The following is a 15445-nucleotide window of genomic DNA, read 5'->3' on the forward strand; positions in this document are numbered from 1 at the left end:
TTCGGGCCGCAGTGTCCTTGGCCAATGTTGTCGTCATCGGTGCGCAGTGGGGTGACGAAGGAAAAGGCAAGATCACCGATCTCCTAAGCCGTTCAGCTGATGTTGTCGTCCGCTATCAAGGTGGCGTCAATGCCGGCCACACAATCGTTGTGGATGACCAGGTGCTCAAACTGCACCTCATTCCCTCAGGAATCCTTTACCCAGAAACAATCTGCCTCATCGGCTCTGGCACAGTCATCGATCCCAAAGTGATGCTCAAGGAGCTAGACATGCTGCTTGAGAACAGCATTGATATCTCAGGTCTTCAACTGGCGTCGACTGCCCACGTAACGATGCCGTATCACCGCCTCTTGGATGAGGCGATGGAGCAAGAACGTGGCGATCAACGTATCGGCACTACTGGACGGGGCATCGGTCCCACCTATGCCGATAAATCCCAACGCAACGGCATTCGCGTACTTGATCTTTTAGATAGCCAACGACTACGAGAACGACTTCGTGGCCCTCTGCAAGAAAAGAATCGTCTACTCGAACAAATTTATGGAGTAGCACCACTTGACTCAGAGCAGGTCATCGAGGAATACCTCGGCTATGGCCAAAGGCTTGCTCCACACGTTGTCGACTGTATTCAAACCATTCATCAAGCTGCCCGCAGCCGCAAAAACATTCTTTTTGAAGGAGCTCAAGGGACCCTTTTAGACCTTGATCACGGCACCTATCCCTATGTCACCTCCTCCAATCCAATCTCAGGCGGTGCATGCATCGGAGCTGGAGTCGGACCCACGCTGATCGATCGAGTGATCGGTGTTGCCAAGGCTTACACCACCCGTGTAGGTGAAGGTCCTTTTCCTACAGAACTGGAAGGAAGCATCAATGAACAGCTCTGTGACCGGGGAGGTGAATTCGGCACCACCACAGGCCGCCGCAGACGCTGCGGCTGGTTCGATGGAGTCATTGGTCGTTACGCAGTAGCAGTGAATGGCCTGGATTGCCTGGCGATTACCAAACTCGATGTGCTTGATGAGCTCGACGAAATCCGAGTGTGCGTGGCCTACGAACTCAATGGTGAACGAATTGAACACTTCCCTAGCAGCGCAGAAGACTTTGCCCGCTGTCATCCAATCTTCGAGACCCTGCCAGGCTGGCAATGCTCCACTGCAGACTGCCGCCGTCTTGAAGACCTACCAACCACAGCGATGGACTATCTGCGCTTCCTCGCCGACCTGATGGAAGTGCCGATTGCCATCGTCTCCCTAGGTGCCAACCGTGATCAAACAATCGTTGTAGAAGATCCGATCCACGGTCCCAAAAGGGCTCTCCTAAGCGCCTAAGCCCTTTCTCAAAACAGATGGTGGACGGGGATCGATACTTCTGAGGTTTCCCATGCATCCCTCCATGGCTATCCCCAGGTTCAGTGATCGTCCTCTCGATGTGGTTGGAATAGGCAATGCCATCGTGGACGTGCTGGTGCAGGCGGACGATGCCTTCCTTGATGCGCACAGTCTGAGTAAAGGCAATATGGCCTTGGTGGATGAAGCCCAAGCAGAAGCGCTTTACTCCATCAGTGGACCAGGTCTAGAGACTTCAGGTGGATCCGCCGCCAACACCCTGGTAGGTCTGGCGCAGCTCGGCGGGAAGGCAGGCTTCATCGGTCGTGTCAAAAATGATCAACTAGGCAGCATTTTTAGCCACGACATCCGTTCAGTAGGCGCTCGATTCGAGACTCCACCAGCAAGTGATGGTCCTTCTACGGCTCGCTGTCTGATCCTGGTCACCCCTGATGCGCAACGCACCATGTGTACCTATCTAGGAGCTTCGGTACAGCTGGACCCTGAAGATTTAGACCTGTCAATGGTTCGCCAAGCCAAGGTGCTCTACCTCGAGGGGTATCTATGGGACAGTCCAGCAGCCAAAAAAGCCTTCATCGCTGCCGCACAAGTCTGTCGTGATTCAGGAGGCCAAGTAGCCCTCTCTCTTTCCGATGGCTTCTGCGTTGATCGGCATCGCGACAGCTTCCTCGAGCTGGTTGATAGCCACGTTGATCTGCTGTTTGCTAACGACAGCGAAATCACCTCTCTTTACAAGAGTGTCAGCTTCGAGGCTGCATTGGAAGAAGTGAAAGGCCGCTGCAAGGTGGCAGCCCTCACCCGCAGCGAGCACGGATCTGTCGTGCTCGCTGGTGATCAACGCTGGGATATTCCTGCTTACAAACTTGGCAACGTGGTTGACACCACAGGTGCAGGTGATCTATACGCCGGTGGCTTCCTACACGGTTACACCCAGGGAAGCCCTTTGGAAACCTGTGGACAAATTGGATCCATCTGCGCCGGCCAGGTAATCACTCAACTCGGTCCTCGCTCACAGGTGTCGCTTCCGGAATTAGTAGCGAAGCATCTGAACTAATTGAAGGGCTGTTTCACCCTTCAACAGGTTCCACAGCTGCTGCTACCCAAGCAGCGTAAGGATCACTTGCAGTGGCTGACCAGTAAATCCACTCTGGGGTCTCATAGCTGTGTAACTCTTTAATCGTCTGATGCAGTGCATCCAGCTGATCCTGACTGGTCTTGATCAGCAATTGCACTTCCTGCGCTCGTTCCAGCTTCCCCTGCCAACAGTAGTGGGATTGAATCTGCTGCAAACTCACGCAGGCCGCCAACCTGCGAGCCAAGAGCTCATTGGCCAATCCCTCGGCCAGGTTTGCGTTTGCCTCTGTGGTCAACACTAAAACCAGTGTCGATGAGGATCCTCGATCAACCATGAAGACCTTTGCGAAGAACGTCAGCACAGTGGAGCTACTGGATCGGTTGAGAGCCGATTGAGCAGGCTCTCAACGCTACCGATGGCTTCTACTGCAAGGCAGGGCTGTGGCCGGGAGATCAACCAAAGGCCAAGACCCTGCTGCCGACAGATCTTGTGCCAGAGCTGCTCCGTCACCCCCCCCGACTGCCTGCAAACCACTGCTGTAATCGACCAGCGCCGGCACAAGGCTGACTCCAGTTCGCCATGAGATTGCCCCTGCAGCGGACGCACAACAGCCAGATGGTGCTCGGGCAAGCCACTCGCCAAAGCATGTCGAAGACTTTCCGGCGAAGGAAGCACACGGGCAAACACTTGAGCTCCAGCCTGACGAGCTGCCCTAACAGCCTGGCCAAGATGCCTTGCCCCAAGAGCCATCAACAATCGACTTCCTTGCAATGTTTGCCTTGCCAAATCAGCCGAGCTCGCGATCAGGGATGCTTCTCCACAACCCTCCATGGGACGCTCAAAGCGCAACAAAGGCTGAACGAATTCCTGACAGGCACTCTGCAGATCCGTACTGATCTTGACTGCAAAGGGATGGGTCGCATCCACCACCCAATCAAAACCTTGATGGCGATCACGAGCCTGATCAAGCACCCCGAGTATCCCTTCCACTCCGTCGAGGGGGCCCGTCCAAAGATCTTCCAAGGACAGACCTGCGTAGGCCCCTGCGGCGCTAGCACTGACGACACTGACACTGACTCGCCATCCCTGAGCCACCAAAGCGGCTACCAAAACAGGCCCTTCACCAGTCCCAGATAGCAACCAGACATGCGGCTGGTCATTCCTGCAAGCTTGCATCAAAATGACTCTCACTCCAAGGGAAGGACATGAACCACTGCGTACTTGAAGTGGAAGTGATCCAGGCACCAACCATTCGTTATACCCAAGACAACCAAACACCGATCGCCGAAATGGAGGTGCGCTTCGATGCACTTCGTGTCGACACTGCCCCTGGTCAACTCAAGGTGGTGGGATGGGGCAACCTTGCCCAGGATCTACAAAACCGCGTCCAAGTTGGGCAAAGGCTTGTGATTGAAGGGCGACTACGAATGAACACAGTTCCCCGCCAAGATGGCACCAAGGAAAAGCGCGCCGAATTCACGCTCGCGCGTCTTCATTCCCTCTCCGGCCAAGCTGGTCAAACTGCTAGTAGCCCAGAACGACCTACTAGCACTACAACCAACCAGACCTCACGACCTATAGCGATAGCCGAGACGCCAACACCCAAACCGGTAACAACTGCAGAACCAGAAGCTGCCAGCTGGAATAGTGCCCCACTGGTGCCAGACACCGATGACATTCCCTTCTGAACGCATTCATTACCCGAAGCTGTTCTCGTCTTCAAGGCCCTCGGCAGCTCGAGTCAACAGCTGGCCCAATTCCCTCTCCAGAGCAGCCAAGTCAAGGCGCAACTCAACCCAACGGCCACGATCAATCTGCTCCAGCAACCAAGCTCGATCAGCATCCAACTGAGTGATCAACTCAGATAAGTCGCTATCAGAGGGATGAGCTGAAGCCATTGCAACGGATCCTTACCCTCAGCCTGGAGGCTAAAGCGTCAGAATAAACGCCATGAATGATCTGTTCTCTCCAGGCAGCCTCGTCACCGTGGCAGGTGGTGTACTTGCAGTTGTTGGTGCGGTGGCCTACACAAATGGCGATGCCAACCTCAGCCTGCCAACCATCTTCTATGGAGTGCCCATCCTCATAGGAGGACTAGCACTAAAATCCTCTGAACTTCCCCCTGCTAAACGCGTCACTCCAGCCGCAGTTCTGCGTCAAGCCAGGGAGAAGGGAGCACCGGAACTTGGCAAACTCGTCTGGGATGTAACCCGCTGGCGTTATGGACAGAAAGCCCATCTTGAGACGTCCTTAGAAGCGCTCAAACTCTGGGATAAAGACAACCCCCCTCAGCTCCAAGAGATTGAAGAACTAGAAACTGCAGCGGGGTACGGCGTACGGTTGAGATTCAATCTGGGTGCTGTGCCACTCGATCTCTGGCAGGAACGCCAGGAACGATTGGGCCGCTTCTTTGCCAAAGGCCTGCACGCCGAACTGAAATCTCCAAGCGCGGGGGTTCTGGATCTCATCCTGCTGCCAATCAACAAGGATGATGAACTAGCAGGTCAAGATGGAGTCAGCTAAATCTGCTGCAGCGCTGGTTGAGCCCTGCCAAACCAACTCCGCGAGAAGGCTTACAGAGGATGACTCCCTCAGGGTTTCTGTGCTTAGCGAAGCCCTCCCTTATATCCAACGTTTTAGCGGACGGCGCATTGTTATCAAATACGGCGGAGCCGCCATGGCCCACGCCAATTTGCAGGAAGCGGTTTTTCGCGACCTTGCCCTACTCGTCAGCGTGGGCGTAGAGCCCGTTGTGGTTCATGGCGGCGGACCAGAGATCAATCAATGGCTGGAAAGGCTTGAGATTCCAGCACAATTCCGCGATGGCCTTCGCGTTACCGATGCAGACACCATGGACGTGGTGGAAATGGTCTTAGTTGGACGCGTTAACAAGCAAATCGTTAATGGCCTCAACCAACTGGGGGCCAAGGCTGTTGGCCTTAGTGGCAGTGACGGGAGTCTGGTTGAAGCCCGACCCTGGGGCGACGGCAGCCATGGCCTCGTCGGAGATGTAGCCCGAGTCAACACCGATGTACTTGAACCAATTCTCGCAAAGGGTTATGTACCAGTAATCTCAAGTGTGGCCGCCACTGTTGAGGGCTGCTCACACAACATCAATGCAGACACGGTCGCCGGTGAGATCGCCGCCGCTCTTCAAGCAGAGAAACTAATCCTGCTAACCGACACCCCAGGCATCTTGCTAGATCGAGATGATCCAAGTTCCCTTGTTCATCAGTTGCGTCTCTCTGAAGCACGCCAGCTCATCACTGAAGGGGTGGTGACTGGCGGCATGACCCCAAAAACCGAATGCTGCATCAGAGCTTTAGCTCAAGGGGTCGGCGCTGCCCATATCATCGATGGACGTGTTCCACACGCCCTGCTTCTCGAGGTGTTCACCGACGCCGGCATCGGCACCATGGTGGTTGGTCGCAGCTGAGCGATGCACGCGAATCTGGCCGAGGCTGAAGCCGCCCTCGCCCGCGGAGACTATGGCCAAAGCCTTGCTCTATTAGAGCCTTTGGCAGCAAACCATCCACTGCCCCATGCGGAGGGGGCCAGGATCAGAATGCTGATGGTTACTGCTTGGATGGGGCAAGGTGACGAGCGCAAGGCCCTCGCAACCTGTCGTCTTCTCACCCGCTGCAAAGACCTCGAACTTCGCCAGAACGCGAAACAGCTACTGATCGTGTTGGAAGCACCAAGCTTGCAACGGCCTGCCAACTGGTCGATACGCTTGCCGAACTTAAACATGACAGCCACAACGGCTGCACGCCCTGTCTCAGCCCGTCGACCTTCACTGCGGCCAGCACCGCCGCCACCGCCAGCCACCGGACCCACAAAAGCCCCCAATCTGGGCTTCTTAATCTTGGTCTTGCTCGTTCTCATCGGGTTAACCATGCTGCTCAGTGGCTTGGCCATACCACCGAGATGAGCCTCTTAAGGCCAAACGAGTGAACCCAGTAACCAGCCAAAGACTCACCAACAACCCTGACGGGGATCTGAGTTGGCCTCTACAGCAAGGCGACCCTCAGCAGCTAGACCTTGATCGCAAACGCTCCAGCCGACTCGAGGTTGGCAACCCTTGGGGCATGGAGCTGTTGAAGATCAGCCTGATCCTGCAAAACGTTCAGCTCAGACTCGGCTTCGGCGTGCTCAAAATGCCCCTCGAACGGACCTCCAAGACCATCAACCATTGAAGATGATGGCCTAATCAAAGCTGAATGGGATCTGGGTCCACCGCTAAGGAAACCCCACGGGGCAATCCATTCCAAAGAGTCGATCCTGATGGCAGCGGCAAACGACTCTCCTCCGGACCATGCAATAGCAGTTGCCAACGACTTCGACCAGCGACCCGTGCGATCGGAGCTGGCGCTGGTCCTACAAGAGACCAACCCTGAGCCTCACAAAGGGGTTTGATCTGTTCAGCGAGGACCGCAGCAGCTGTGGCTGTCACGGCAGCTGAATCACCTGACAAACGCAACAAACAGGCCCGGCTATAAGGCACCAAACCAGCCTCATGACGAAGACAGGCCTCTTCTTTCAGGAACTCGCCATAGCGACCATCCACCAAATGGAGAATCACAGGATGATCAGGGCAATAAGTCTGAACAAGCACATGGCCTGGCCGCTCGCCACGTCCTGCACGACCAGCCAATTGCATCAATAGCTGCAAGCTCTGCTCTCCAGCTTGTAAATCAGGGCGATGCAGCAAACCATCTGCAGCCAACACCGCCGCAAGAGTGACCCGAGGCAAATCCATACCCTTGGCCAACATCTGGGTGCCAACCAGCACATCTGCCTCCCCTGCTGCAAATTGCTCCAGTAAACGGCGATGCCCATCACGCCCAGCGGTGCTGTCACGATCAAAACGCAACAACCTCAGACCCTGGAGCTCCTCAACGAGATGCTCCATCACGCGCTGCGTGCCTGCACCAAAGGGTTTGAAAGCCTTCGATCCACATTTATGGCAACTGGACTCAACCTCAGCGCGATGGTCACACCAATGGCAACGCAACCACTGGTGCCCTTGACGACTGCGATGCACCGTAAGCGCCACATCGCAGTTAGGACACTGCACGACCTCTCCACAGCTACGACAACTCAAAAAGCTGCTGTAGCCGCGTCGTGGCACCAACACCACCGCCTGTTCACCGGCCTCAGGCAATGCCGAAAGACGTTCCATCAATGGACGGCTGATCAAGCGACGATGGCCATCGGCCAATTCCTGTCGCATATCAACCACATGCACAGGCGGTAAGGGCTGATCGGAAATGCGACGGGTCAGTCGAGCCAAGACAAGCTGGCCTTGAGGAGCGAGGTTCTTCCAGCTGACAAGCGAAGGCGTAGCGCTTCCCAGCACCACCCTGGCGCCAGTTCGCCTGGCCCTATCCATGGCCATATCACGGGCGTGGTAGCAAGGCATGGGTGACTCCTGCTTGTAAGAACTGTCGTGTTCCTCATCAAGCACGATCAAACCCAATGGTGCCAATGGCAAAAAGACTGCTGAACGAGTACCAACCACCACCAATGGAGTGGCAGCAGTCAGCCCCTGCCGCCAGGTGCTCACCCGTTCACGATCGGAACAGCCACTGTGATATTCCAGAACCTTGGTTCCGAAACGGCGACGGAAACGATCGACCAACTGAGGGATCAAACCAATCTCCGGCGTGAGAATCAAGCAATGACGACCGGCTTGCAGTTCTCTTGCCGCAAGCTGCAAGTAAACCTCTGTCTTGCCCGAGCCTGTCACCCCCCAAAGCAGCATCCCAGTGCCAAGAGGCTGGGATTGGAAAGCCTCCACAACCTCCTGCTGTTCAACCGTCAGAGACTGAGGCACCTCCAAATCCTGATCACAAGCATCTGAGCAGGAAAGCCCGTTGGAGGCATCAGTAGGTTGACGCTTTTCCCTACGAATGAGACCTCGCTTGATGAGGCCATTGACAAGACCAGACCCGAAGCCAGCAGCCTGAAGATCCCTCTGCCATGCACCACCACCCCCTGCAGCCAAGGCCGCCTGCAAATCAGCCTGACGCTGAGGAAGATTCTGGGGATTGATCGCAGAAGATTCGAGTTGAATCCACCAGAGTCGATGGGGCTCCGCCTGATGAGACTGCCGCTGACCGAGCCAACCAGGCGGCAAAGCTGCTTTAAGCATGCGAAATGAACTGATATGGCAATGAACAGCCATCGCTTCAATCCAGCCAAACCAGAGAGGATCTACCGCCGCAGACTGCACAAGAGCCTCGATGGCCTCTAAGTGACGCGGCGGCGCTTCACTCCCAGAGGCCTGCCCACGATCAAAAGGAGACGAGATCCGCCGATCCATCACGAGGCCGTGCATCCTTCGTCCCCGCAGGCGAACGACGACGAGGTCCCCTAAATCCACCCCTAACCGTCTGCTGTCTACATAGGTGAAACACCGCCCTTCACGACCTGCCTCCAACCAGACGTCCACCTCTGCGCAGCATTCGGAAGAGCAGGGGGCCGGTTCAGCCGGATCAGGACTTGCAGGCATCACAAGTTTTTTTTAGAATGTCAATGTTGGACAGTCCAAAGGCTGTCGTCGGAACCAAGCAGAGTTCCGTCCAGTGGGAAGACACGAAATTCGAGCCTCTATAGGGAACCCTCTATAAAAGTTCAGTCGGTCTGAGAAAGCCCCTGACAGCCCTGCTTTGGTCCACAAAAACATTTCCTGTTCCTTTCGCTCCAAATCAGAGCATCCCAAGTCTCAACCTGGATAACAGGATCGTCAGGCTACTTCTAGCTCAGATGATCACTTGTTTATGAGGTTCTGATCTGATGCTGTGAGCCGTCGGTGCTGCAGTGGCCACTTTTGCATGGTTTTGCATAAGCCTGGGTTCTGCTCCCTCATTCCCACTTTCCTCTTTCATTCCCCTCACCTGCCATGAGTCCTGCAGCCACCCAAGCAGCAGCTGCAAAGGCCAAGCCAAAAGCCTCTGCAAAGACTGCCAAACCCCAAGTGGCCAAAGGCACTGTTAAAGCCAAAGCCAAGAAAGTCAAGGCAACAACTCCTAAGGCCAAGACTGCTGCCAAGCCGGTCAGCTCTGCGGCAAAAGCGTCCAGCCCCAAAGCAAAAAAAGCAAAAGCCACCCCTACCCCTACTGTCAGCAAAACCCTTGATTTAACCGCTGACAAACTTCTTGCTGCGGCAGCGACAAGCGCCCCTAAGACCAGCGCTGAAACTGAAAGCAACCAAGCTGCTGCTAAAGCAACCAGCGAAGCAGACGCGAAGGCCAGAGCTCTAGCCAATATCAAGATCGGTCCTAAAGGCGTCTACACCGAAGATTCCATCAGGGTTTATCTCCAGGAGATCGGCCGTATCCGCCTGCTGCGTCCAGACGAGGAGATTGAACTAGCCCGCAAAATTGCTGACCTCCTGCATCTAGAGGAACTAGCAGAGCAGTTCAATAGTGATCACGGTCACTACCCCAACAACAAGGAATGGGCTGCCCTTGTTGAAATGCCCAACATCAAATTCCGCCGTCGCCTGATGCTGGGGCGCCGAGCCAAGGAAAAGATGGTGCAATCCAACCTAAGGCTGGTTGTTTCGATCGCCAAAAAATACATGAATCGAGGCCTGTCCTTCCAGGATCTAATCCAAGAAGGCAGCCTGGGATTAATTCGTGCTGCCGAAAAATTCGACCACGAGAAAGGGTACAAATTCTCCACCTATGCCACCTGGTGGATCCGTCAAGCCATCACCCGAGCAATTGCGGATCAGAGCCGCACAATCCGTCTTCCTGTTCACCTCTACGAAACAATCTCACGCATCAAAAAAACAACCAAAGTGCTGAGCCAGGAGTTTGGCCGTAAACCAACAGAAGAGGAAATTGCCGAAAGCATGGAGATGACAATCGAAAAACTTCGATTTATCGCAAAAAGTGCTCAACTGCCCATCTCCCTCGAGACACCGATTGGCAAAGAGGAAGACTCCAGACTTGGTGATTTCATCGAATCTGATACTGAGAATCCAGAACAAGATGTCGCCAAAAATCTCTTGCGAGAAGATCTAGAAGGTGTTCTCGCAACCCTCAGCCCCCGCGAACGTGATGTTCTGCGTCTGCGCTATGGCCTTGACGATGGCCGCATGAAAACCCTCGAGGAAATTGGACAGATCTTTGAGGTCACACGAGAGCGCATTCGTCAGATTGAAGCCAAAGCCCTGCGCAAACTTCGCCACCCGAATCGCAATGGTGTTTTAAAGGAATACATCAAGTAATCCATTTAAAAGTCAATCCAAAAAGGGGGCTTAAGCCCTCTTTTTTTATGCCCGCCATCAGATGCCGAAAAGGCCTTGAAACCTACTCAGACCACAACACCCATAACTTTTCAGAGCAACAACGTGTTGTCTCGCCCTACAAGGACGATGGGTCCAACTGCTTGGTATTAACAGCTTCAATTATTTATTCCAACATGTCTACAACATAAAAAACCCCGCTCAATGGCGGGGTGATAAAGATACTTCCTGTCTAGAAGGGGTCAGTCTTCGTTGCCACTTCTCTTACTAGATAGGGCACCAACAACCCAGAGGACTTCGTCTATGTAGTCACTCACTTCATGTTTTCCATCACCATCACCAAAAGTACTTTCGGCCCAGTCGGCTGCTTTCTTGGCTGTTTTTTTAACCCAAGACAAGAAGCCTCCACCAGTTATGAATGCCAGTTGTTCAGCAGTTAGCTCCATGTCTTCAAGCTCACTCATAACGAGTGCTTCAAATTCAGCTTGGCTGATCTGGTTTGTCAATGTAGTCATGATTAAAAATGAGTAGTTTATTTAAGTTCGTTGGAATTGATTCCGCCGACAAACACACCATCTCCCAAATCAGCGACAGCTGTGATGATCTCAGTCATCTTCACCTGTGATCTTAATTACAAGCTGAAAAGGCTACAAAAAACCCCGCTCAATGGCGGGGCAATAAAGATCTGCTTGAAGCAATCTGCATTTACCGTAGACATACATATAAAAATATATTCTACTTACAAGGATCAGCCTTCAATCAAAACCAAGGACCACCAAGGATGATGTCTTTAATTTCATCTTTGTAGTCTTCCCATTCATGTACTCCATCACCATCGCCATACTTACGTTCGGCCCAGTCGCCTAATTTCTTGATTATTTTTTTAGACCAAGACCTGAAGCCTCCACCAGTTATGAATGCCAGCTGTTCAGGAGTTAGCTCCATGTCTTCAAGCTCACTCATAACGAGTGCTTCAAATTCAGCTTGGCTGATCTGGTTTGTCAATGTAGTCATGATTAAAAATGAGTAGTTGTTTAAGTTCGTTGGAATTGATTCCGCCGACAAACACACCATCTCCCAAATCAGCGACAGCTGTGATGATCTCAGTCATCTTCACCTGTGATCTTAATTACAAGCTGAAAAGGCTATAAAAAACCCCGCTCAATGGCGGGGCAACAAAGATCTCCTTGAAGCAATCTGCATTCGCCAGAGACATGCATATAAAAACATGTTCTTATTGAAAGGCGATCTTGTATCTCTATCCCTTAGATTTTTCAATGAACCATTTAAAGATAGCAATGACTTCATCTTTGTAGTCACTGACTTCATGCTTTCCATCACCATCGCCATACTTACGTTCGACCCAATCAAGTGCCTGCTTAATTTTATCTCTTAACCAGCCTCCACCGCTAATCATTTCAAGCTGCTCAAGGGAAAGCTCCATGTCTTCAAGCTCACTCATAACGAGTGCTTCAAATTCAGCTTGGCTGATCTGGTTTGTCAATGTAGTCATGATTAAAAATAAGTAGTGTGTTTAAGTTCGTTGGAATTGATTCCGCCGACAAACACACCATCTCCCAAATCAGCAACAGCTGTGATGATCTGAGTCATCTTCACCTGTGATCTTAATTACAAGCTGAAAAGGCTATAAAAAAACCCCGCTCAATGGCGGGGCAATAAAGATCTCCTTAAAGCAATTTGCAGTTGCCGTAGACATGTATAGAAAAATATATTCTATCTACAAGGATCAGCCTTCAATCAGTAGGACAAGGCTGCATCATTTGCCGTTCAGGTCGTTCAGGACAAGGCTTTGGGGTGAGGATTTTTCTAATTTCATCTTCATAGTCGCTCCATTCATGCACTCCATCACCATCGCCATACTTACGTTCGACCCAATCAAGTACCTGCTTAATTTTATCTCTTAACCAGCCTCCACCGCTAATCATTTCAAGCTGCTCAAGGGAAAGCTCCATGTCTTCAAGCTCACTCATAACGAGTGCTTCAAAGTCAGCTTGGTTAATCTGGTTTGTAAATGTAGTCATGATTAAAAATGAGTAGTGTATTTAAGTTCGTTGGAATTGATTCCGCCGACAAACACACCATCTCCCAAATCAGCGACAGCTGTGATGATCTGAGTCAATCACTTCTGTGAGGCTGGTCACACTCTAACTTCTCTTTAGACAAAGATATCAATCAACTTGTCTGCAAATAACTCCAGCAGACACCCCCCAGTGATGATGCATCGAGTTCAAGATCTAACGATACTATCGGCCCATTCCATCCACTCTTATGAAGCCTCGTCTAATGAGGATTGTCTATCTGCGAATTTTCCGCGTTTAATTGCACCATTTCTTGAAACAGATTATCCCTTTCTACAATAAACCCACAATTTCATACCAGAAAGCACAATCTAGTCACAATGATGCTTTAAAGGAATGCATCAAGCAATCAATGTAAAAGTCAATCCAAAAAGGGGGCTTAAGCCCCCTTTTTTAGTGCAGGCGATCAAGAGCTGTCAGCCACTGATATCTTTAATTCCTAATATCAATAAAGCAGAAAAGCTATTTATGCCAAGGCCGCGAAAAAGCAACTCTCAATCTGATCAAAGGCACTCCAAATACTTTAACTACTATGACCATTCATATTAGATATAAAATGCCTCCATCCTTCTAACAAAAGCCAAAACCTTTCCATCAAGCTAGCGCCTCCGCATTCAATACAATCAAGCCAATCATTAGGAAAAATTTTATTTTTTAGCATGCAATCTGGAGACAAGTTAAACATATTCCTGATCCCTTTTTCAATAGTTGCGAAGTGATATTTACTTCCCAAAAGGGAGCTCTTACATCTCTTGCTGGTCTTGGGAAAGGAAATGAACAAGACCTATTGATTGAACAGACAACCGAAAAACCTCCCTCCCCTCAGAGCATTAACGGATTAGCAGCCCATCGCGGAGATCGTGGGGTCGACTGCTTAATCTGGAGGGCTGGAGTTCTGAACACATGGTCCTCACCCAACTGCGCATCGCCTCACGCCGAAGCCAGCTGGCCATGGTGCAAACCAATTGGGTGCAAGCGGAACTGGAGCAAGCACACCCTGGCCTTGCCATCTCGGTAGAAGCGATGGCAACCCAGGGAGACAAAATTCTCGATGTCGCCCTTGCCAAGATCGGCGACAAAGGCCTGTTCACGAAAGAGCTTGAAGCTCAGATGCTGATCGGCCGAGCTGATATCGCTGTTCATTCCCTCAAAGATCTACCCACCAATCTTCCCGAAGGGCTCATGCTTGGGTGCGTGACTGAGCGAGAAGACCCAGCCGACGCTCTGGTAGTAAATCAAAAGAATGCCGAGCATCAACTCGACACCCTGCCTGAAGGGGCAATCGTTGGCACAAGCTCGCTACGGCGTCTCGCCCAATTACGGCATCACTACCCCCATCTGGTGTTTAAGGATGTGCGCGGCAATGTGATCACCCGCCTTGAAAAACTGGATGCCGGCAACTATGACTGCCTGATCCTTGCAGCAGCAGGTCTGACAAGGCTTGGCTTTGGAGATCGCATTCATCAGTTGATTCCCAGCGAGATCTCCCTTCATGCCGTTGGCCAGGGAGCCCTAGGCATTGAATGCGTGGAGGGTCACCCCGAAGTCCTCGAGGCCATCAAGGCACTGGAACACAAACCAACAGCGCAGCGCTGCCTTGCTGAGCGGGCCTTACTAAGAGAACTAGAAGGGGGCTGCCAGGTCCCCATCGGTGTCAATAGCCGCATCGAAGCCAATGAATTACTGCTCACGGGCATGGTTGCCAGCTTGGATGGCAAACGCTTGATACGTGATCAGCAGCGCGGCCCAATTGATCGATGTGAAGCCATCGGCAAGGAACTCGCTGAAACCCTGAAATCTCAAGGCGCCGGAGAGATCCTTGCGGAGATCTTCGCTGCTGTCAGGCCAGAAGCCTGACTCCTCTCAATCTCTATTGAGCCAGCTAGCGAGATCACTCAATCACTCGTAAGTGTGTTGGCTGCGCTGACAAGGATCAGCGCAGAATTTCCACAGTTGTTCCCACCTCGACGACGTCAAACAACTGACGTACATGCGCATGAAGCATGCGCACACAGCCATTGGTGACTGCAGCTTTTGCATTGACCCAGTAGGGCCATGGGGTGCCATGAATGCCGAATTGGTTCTGACCACTTTGCAGAAAGCCAATCCAGCGATCGCCAAGGGGACTAGCAACCCCAATCGCAGGATTCACTCGCCCAGATTTGGTGCTCTGATATTGCGGATTGATCACTTTGTTCTCCACCTTGAAGACACCTGTAGGAGTAGGTGTACGAGGATCACCAATAGCAACCGGCCAGGGGCCAAGCTTCTCGCCATCGCGGATCACACTGATTTCACGACGACCAAGCAGCAAGACAACTTTCGTACTGATCTCAGGCGATGCAGACACTTCAGAGTTGTCCGCTGAGACTTCAGGCGATGTAGACGCTTCAGAGTTTTCTGCTGAGGCTTCAAGAGATGCCGGCGCTTCAGTGTTATCCGCTGAGACTTCAGGCGATGCAGACGCTTCAGTATTTTCCGCTGGGATCTCAACAGATGCTTGAACCATGCCTGGCAAAGCAACAGCTCCCGCCAGGATCAATGAAACAGGCAACAGCGAAAACGGACGGCGCAACAGGCTTGACACGGGCCAGCAAAGACTGATCAGTCTCAAGATAAACAGCGAGCAACAAAACCGTTCAGGCCATGTTCATTCGCTGCCAAC

Annotated in this window: 18 protein-coding genes; 9 read left to right on the plus strand and 9 right to left on the minus strand. The window is 52.3% G+C overall.

The window, feature by feature from the left end; genetic code table 11:
* The first annotated feature begins 11 nt into the window (after positions 1 to 11).
* Both PMIT1303_RS07965 and PMIT1303_RS07970 read left to right on the plus strand, forming a co-directional pair.
* Positions 12 to 1331, plus strand: coding sequence for an adenylosuccinate synthase (locus tag PMIT1303_RS07965; RefSeq protein WP_196757479.1), 1320 nt, complete (start codon positions 12 to 14; stop codon positions 1329 to 1331).
* Positions 1332 to 1395: 64 nt separating this feature from the next.
* Positions 1396 to 2403 carry an adenosine kinase gene (locus PMIT1303_RS07970; RefSeq protein WP_156486974.1) on the plus strand — a complete coding sequence of 336 codons (1008 nt, stop codon included), beginning with the start codon at positions 1396 to 1398 and terminating at the stop codon, positions 2401 to 2403.
* Between the two features lie 13 nt (positions 2404 to 2416).
* Here PMIT1303_RS07970 and cutA read toward each other — a convergent pair whose 3' ends face one another.
* Both cutA and PMIT1303_RS07980 read right to left on the minus strand, forming a co-directional pair.
* On the minus strand, positions 2417 to 2758 hold the full coding sequence (gene cutA, locus PMIT1303_RS07975; RefSeq protein WP_063398445.1) for a divalent-cation tolerance protein CutA: 342 nt from the start codon (positions 2756 to 2758) through the stop codon (positions 2417 to 2419).
* 20 nt (positions 2759 to 2778) lie between these two features.
* The gene (locus tag PMIT1303_RS07980; RefSeq protein ID WP_063398271.1) at positions 2779 to 3600 is read right to left on the minus strand and encodes a precorrin-6A/cobalt-precorrin-6A reductase; all 822 of its coding nucleotides are present in this window, start codon (positions 3598 to 3600) and stop codon (positions 2779 to 2781) included.
* 29 nt (positions 3601 to 3629) lie between these two features.
* Here PMIT1303_RS07980 and PMIT1303_RS07985 point away from each other — a divergent pair, with 29 nt between their 5' ends.
* Positions 3630 to 4112, plus strand: coding sequence for a single-stranded DNA-binding protein (locus PMIT1303_RS07985; RefSeq protein WP_063398272.1), 483 nt, complete (start codon positions 3630 to 3632; stop codon positions 4110 to 4112).
* Between the two features lie 9 nt (positions 4113 to 4121).
* On the opposite strand, the gene PMIT1303_RS07990 is transcribed toward PMIT1303_RS07985, so the two are convergent.
* Complete coding sequence (locus PMIT1303_RS07990; protein WP_011130635.1) at positions 4122 to 4322, minus strand: hypothetical protein; 201 nt, start codon at positions 4320 to 4322, stop codon at positions 4122 to 4124.
* 52 nt (positions 4323 to 4374) lie between these two features.
* Here PMIT1303_RS07990 and PMIT1303_RS07995 point away from each other — a divergent pair, with 52 nt between their 5' ends.
* From PMIT1303_RS07995 to PMIT1303_RS08010, 4 genes are read left to right on the plus strand one after another with little or no spacing between them, the layout of a single operon-like run.
* Positions 4375 to 4947 carry a DUF2854 domain-containing protein gene (locus tag PMIT1303_RS07995; RefSeq protein ID WP_011130636.1) on the plus strand — a complete coding sequence of 191 codons (573 nt, stop codon included), beginning with the start codon at positions 4375 to 4377 and terminating at the stop codon, positions 4945 to 4947.
* Complete coding sequence (gene argB, locus PMIT1303_RS08000; protein ID WP_063398273.1) at positions 4934 to 5860, plus strand: acetylglutamate kinase; 927 nt, start codon at positions 4934 to 4936, stop codon at positions 5858 to 5860. Before PMIT1303_RS07995 ends, argB begins: the two co-directional genes overlap by 14 nt.
* Before the next feature lie 3 nt (positions 5861 to 5863).
* The gene (locus tag PMIT1303_RS08005; protein WP_063398274.1) at positions 5864 to 6355 is read left to right on the plus strand and encodes a hypothetical protein; all 492 of its coding nucleotides are present in this window, start codon (positions 5864 to 5866) and stop codon (positions 6353 to 6355) included.
* A gap of 19 nt (positions 6356 to 6374) precedes the next feature.
* The gene (locus PMIT1303_RS08010) at positions 6375 to 6620 is read left to right on the plus strand and encodes a hypothetical protein (RefSeq protein ID WP_231901412.1); all 246 of its coding nucleotides are present in this window, start codon (positions 6375 to 6377) and stop codon (positions 6618 to 6620) included.
* A gap of 14 nt (positions 6621 to 6634) precedes the next feature.
* On the opposite strand, the gene priA is transcribed toward PMIT1303_RS08010, so the two are convergent.
* Positions 6635 to 8938 carry a primosomal protein N' gene (gene priA, locus PMIT1303_RS08015; protein WP_063398276.1) on the minus strand — a complete coding sequence of 768 codons (2304 nt, stop codon included), beginning with the start codon at positions 8936 to 8938 and terminating at the stop codon, positions 6635 to 6637.
* Positions 8939 to 9328: 390 nt separating this feature from the next.
* Here priA and rpoD point away from each other — a divergent pair, with 390 nt between their 5' ends.
* Positions 9329 to 10663, plus strand: coding sequence for an RNA polymerase sigma factor RpoD (gene rpoD / locus PMIT1303_RS08020; RefSeq protein WP_063398277.1), 1335 nt, complete (start codon positions 9329 to 9331; stop codon positions 10661 to 10663).
* 260 nt (positions 10664 to 10923) lie between these two features.
* On the opposite strand, the gene PMIT1303_RS08025 is transcribed toward rpoD, so the two are convergent.
* From PMIT1303_RS08025 to PMIT1303_RS08040, 4 genes are all read right to left on the minus strand, one after another.
* Positions 10924 to 11196, minus strand: coding sequence for a hypothetical protein (locus PMIT1303_RS08025; RefSeq protein ID WP_156486975.1), 273 nt, complete (start codon positions 11194 to 11196; stop codon positions 10924 to 10926).
* A gap of 244 nt (positions 11197 to 11440) precedes the next feature.
* Entirely contained in the window at positions 11441 to 11755 is a 315-nt protein-coding gene (locus PMIT1303_RS13500) for a hypothetical protein (protein WP_156486976.1), read from the minus strand.
* A gap of 184 nt (positions 11756 to 11939) precedes the next feature.
* On the minus strand, positions 11940 to 12194 hold the full coding sequence (locus PMIT1303_RS08035) for a hypothetical protein (protein WP_063398280.1): 255 nt from the start codon (positions 12192 to 12194) through the stop codon (positions 11940 to 11942).
* A 241-nt stretch (positions 12195 to 12435) separates the two neighbouring features.
* The gene (locus tag PMIT1303_RS08040; protein ID WP_156486977.1) at positions 12436 to 12723 is read right to left on the minus strand and encodes a hypothetical protein; all 288 of its coding nucleotides are present in this window, start codon (positions 12721 to 12723) and stop codon (positions 12436 to 12438) included.
* Positions 12724 to 13683: 960 nt separating this feature from the next.
* On the opposite strand from PMIT1303_RS08040, the gene hemC reads away from it, so the two are divergent.
* Complete coding sequence (hemC, locus tag PMIT1303_RS08045) at positions 13684 to 14637, plus strand: hydroxymethylbilane synthase (RefSeq protein ID WP_063398282.1); 954 nt, start codon at positions 13684 to 13686, stop codon at positions 14635 to 14637.
* 76 nt (positions 14638 to 14713) lie between these two features.
* On the opposite strand, the gene PMIT1303_RS08050 is transcribed toward hemC, so the two are convergent.
* A complete protein-coding gene (locus tag PMIT1303_RS08050) occupies positions 14714 to 15355 on the minus strand; it encodes a L,D-transpeptidase (RefSeq protein ID WP_369818716.1) in 642 nt (213 codons plus the stop codon).
* Between the last annotated feature and the right edge of the window lie 90 nt (positions 15356 to 15445).

It is taken from the genome of Prochlorococcus sp. MIT 1303, assembly GCF_001631965.1.
Taxonomy (GTDB): Bacteria; Cyanobacteriota; Cyanobacteriia; order PCC-6307; family Cyanobiaceae; genus Prochlorococcus; species Prochlorococcus marinus_D.

Bases quoted from the DNA above. Each gene is read 5' to 3' on its own strand.
- PMIT1303_RS07970 (WP_156486974.1), top strand. From the start codon at position 1,396: ATGGCTATCCCCAGGTTCAGTGATCGTCCTCTCGATGTGGTTGGAATA.
- cutA (WP_063398445.1), bottom strand. From the start codon at position 2,758: ATGGTTGATCGAGGATCCTCATCGACACTGGTTTTAGTGTTGACCACA.
- PMIT1303_RS07980 (WP_063398271.1), bottom strand. From the start codon at position 3,600: ATGCAAGCTTGCAGGAATGACCAGCCGCATGTCTGGTTGCTATCTGGG.
- PMIT1303_RS07985 (WP_063398272.1), top strand. From the start codon at position 3,630: ATGAACCACTGCGTACTTGAAGTGGAAGTGATCCAGGCACCAACCATT.
- PMIT1303_RS07990 (WP_011130635.1), bottom strand. From the start codon at position 4,322: ATGGCTTCAGCTCATCCCTCTGATAGCGACTTATCTGAGTTGATCACT.
- PMIT1303_RS07995 (WP_011130636.1), top strand. From the start codon at position 4,375: ATGAATGATCTGTTCTCTCCAGGCAGCCTCGTCACCGTGGCAGGTGGT.
- argB (WP_063398273.1), top strand. From the start codon at position 4,934: ATGGAGTCAGCTAAATCTGCTGCAGCGCTGGTTGAGCCCTGCCAAACC.
- PMIT1303_RS08005 (WP_063398274.1), top strand. From the start codon at position 5,864: ATGCACGCGAATCTGGCCGAGGCTGAAGCCGCCCTCGCCCGCGGAGAC.
- priA (WP_063398276.1), bottom strand. From the start codon at position 8,938: ATGCCTGCAAGTCCTGATCCGGCTGAACCGGCCCCCTGCTCTTCCGAA.
- rpoD (WP_063398277.1), top strand. From the start codon at position 9,329: ATGAGTCCTGCAGCCACCCAAGCAGCAGCTGCAAAGGCCAAGCCAAAA.
- PMIT1303_RS08025 (WP_156486975.1), bottom strand. From the start codon at position 11,196: ATGACTACATTGACAAACCAGATCAGCCAAGCTGAATTTGAAGCACTC.
- PMIT1303_RS13500 (WP_156486976.1), bottom strand. From the start codon at position 11,755: ATGGTGTGTTTGTCGGCGGAATCAATTCCAACGAACTTAAACAACTAC.
- PMIT1303_RS08035 (WP_063398280.1), bottom strand. From the start codon at position 12,194: ATGACTACATTGACAAACCAGATCAGCCAAGCTGAATTTGAAGCACTC.
- PMIT1303_RS08040 (WP_156486977.1), bottom strand. From the start codon at position 12,723: ATGACTACATTTACAAACCAGATTAACCAAGCTGACTTTGAAGCACTC.
- hemC (WP_063398282.1), top strand. From the start codon at position 13,684: ATGGTCCTCACCCAACTGCGCATCGCCTCACGCCGAAGCCAGCTGGCC.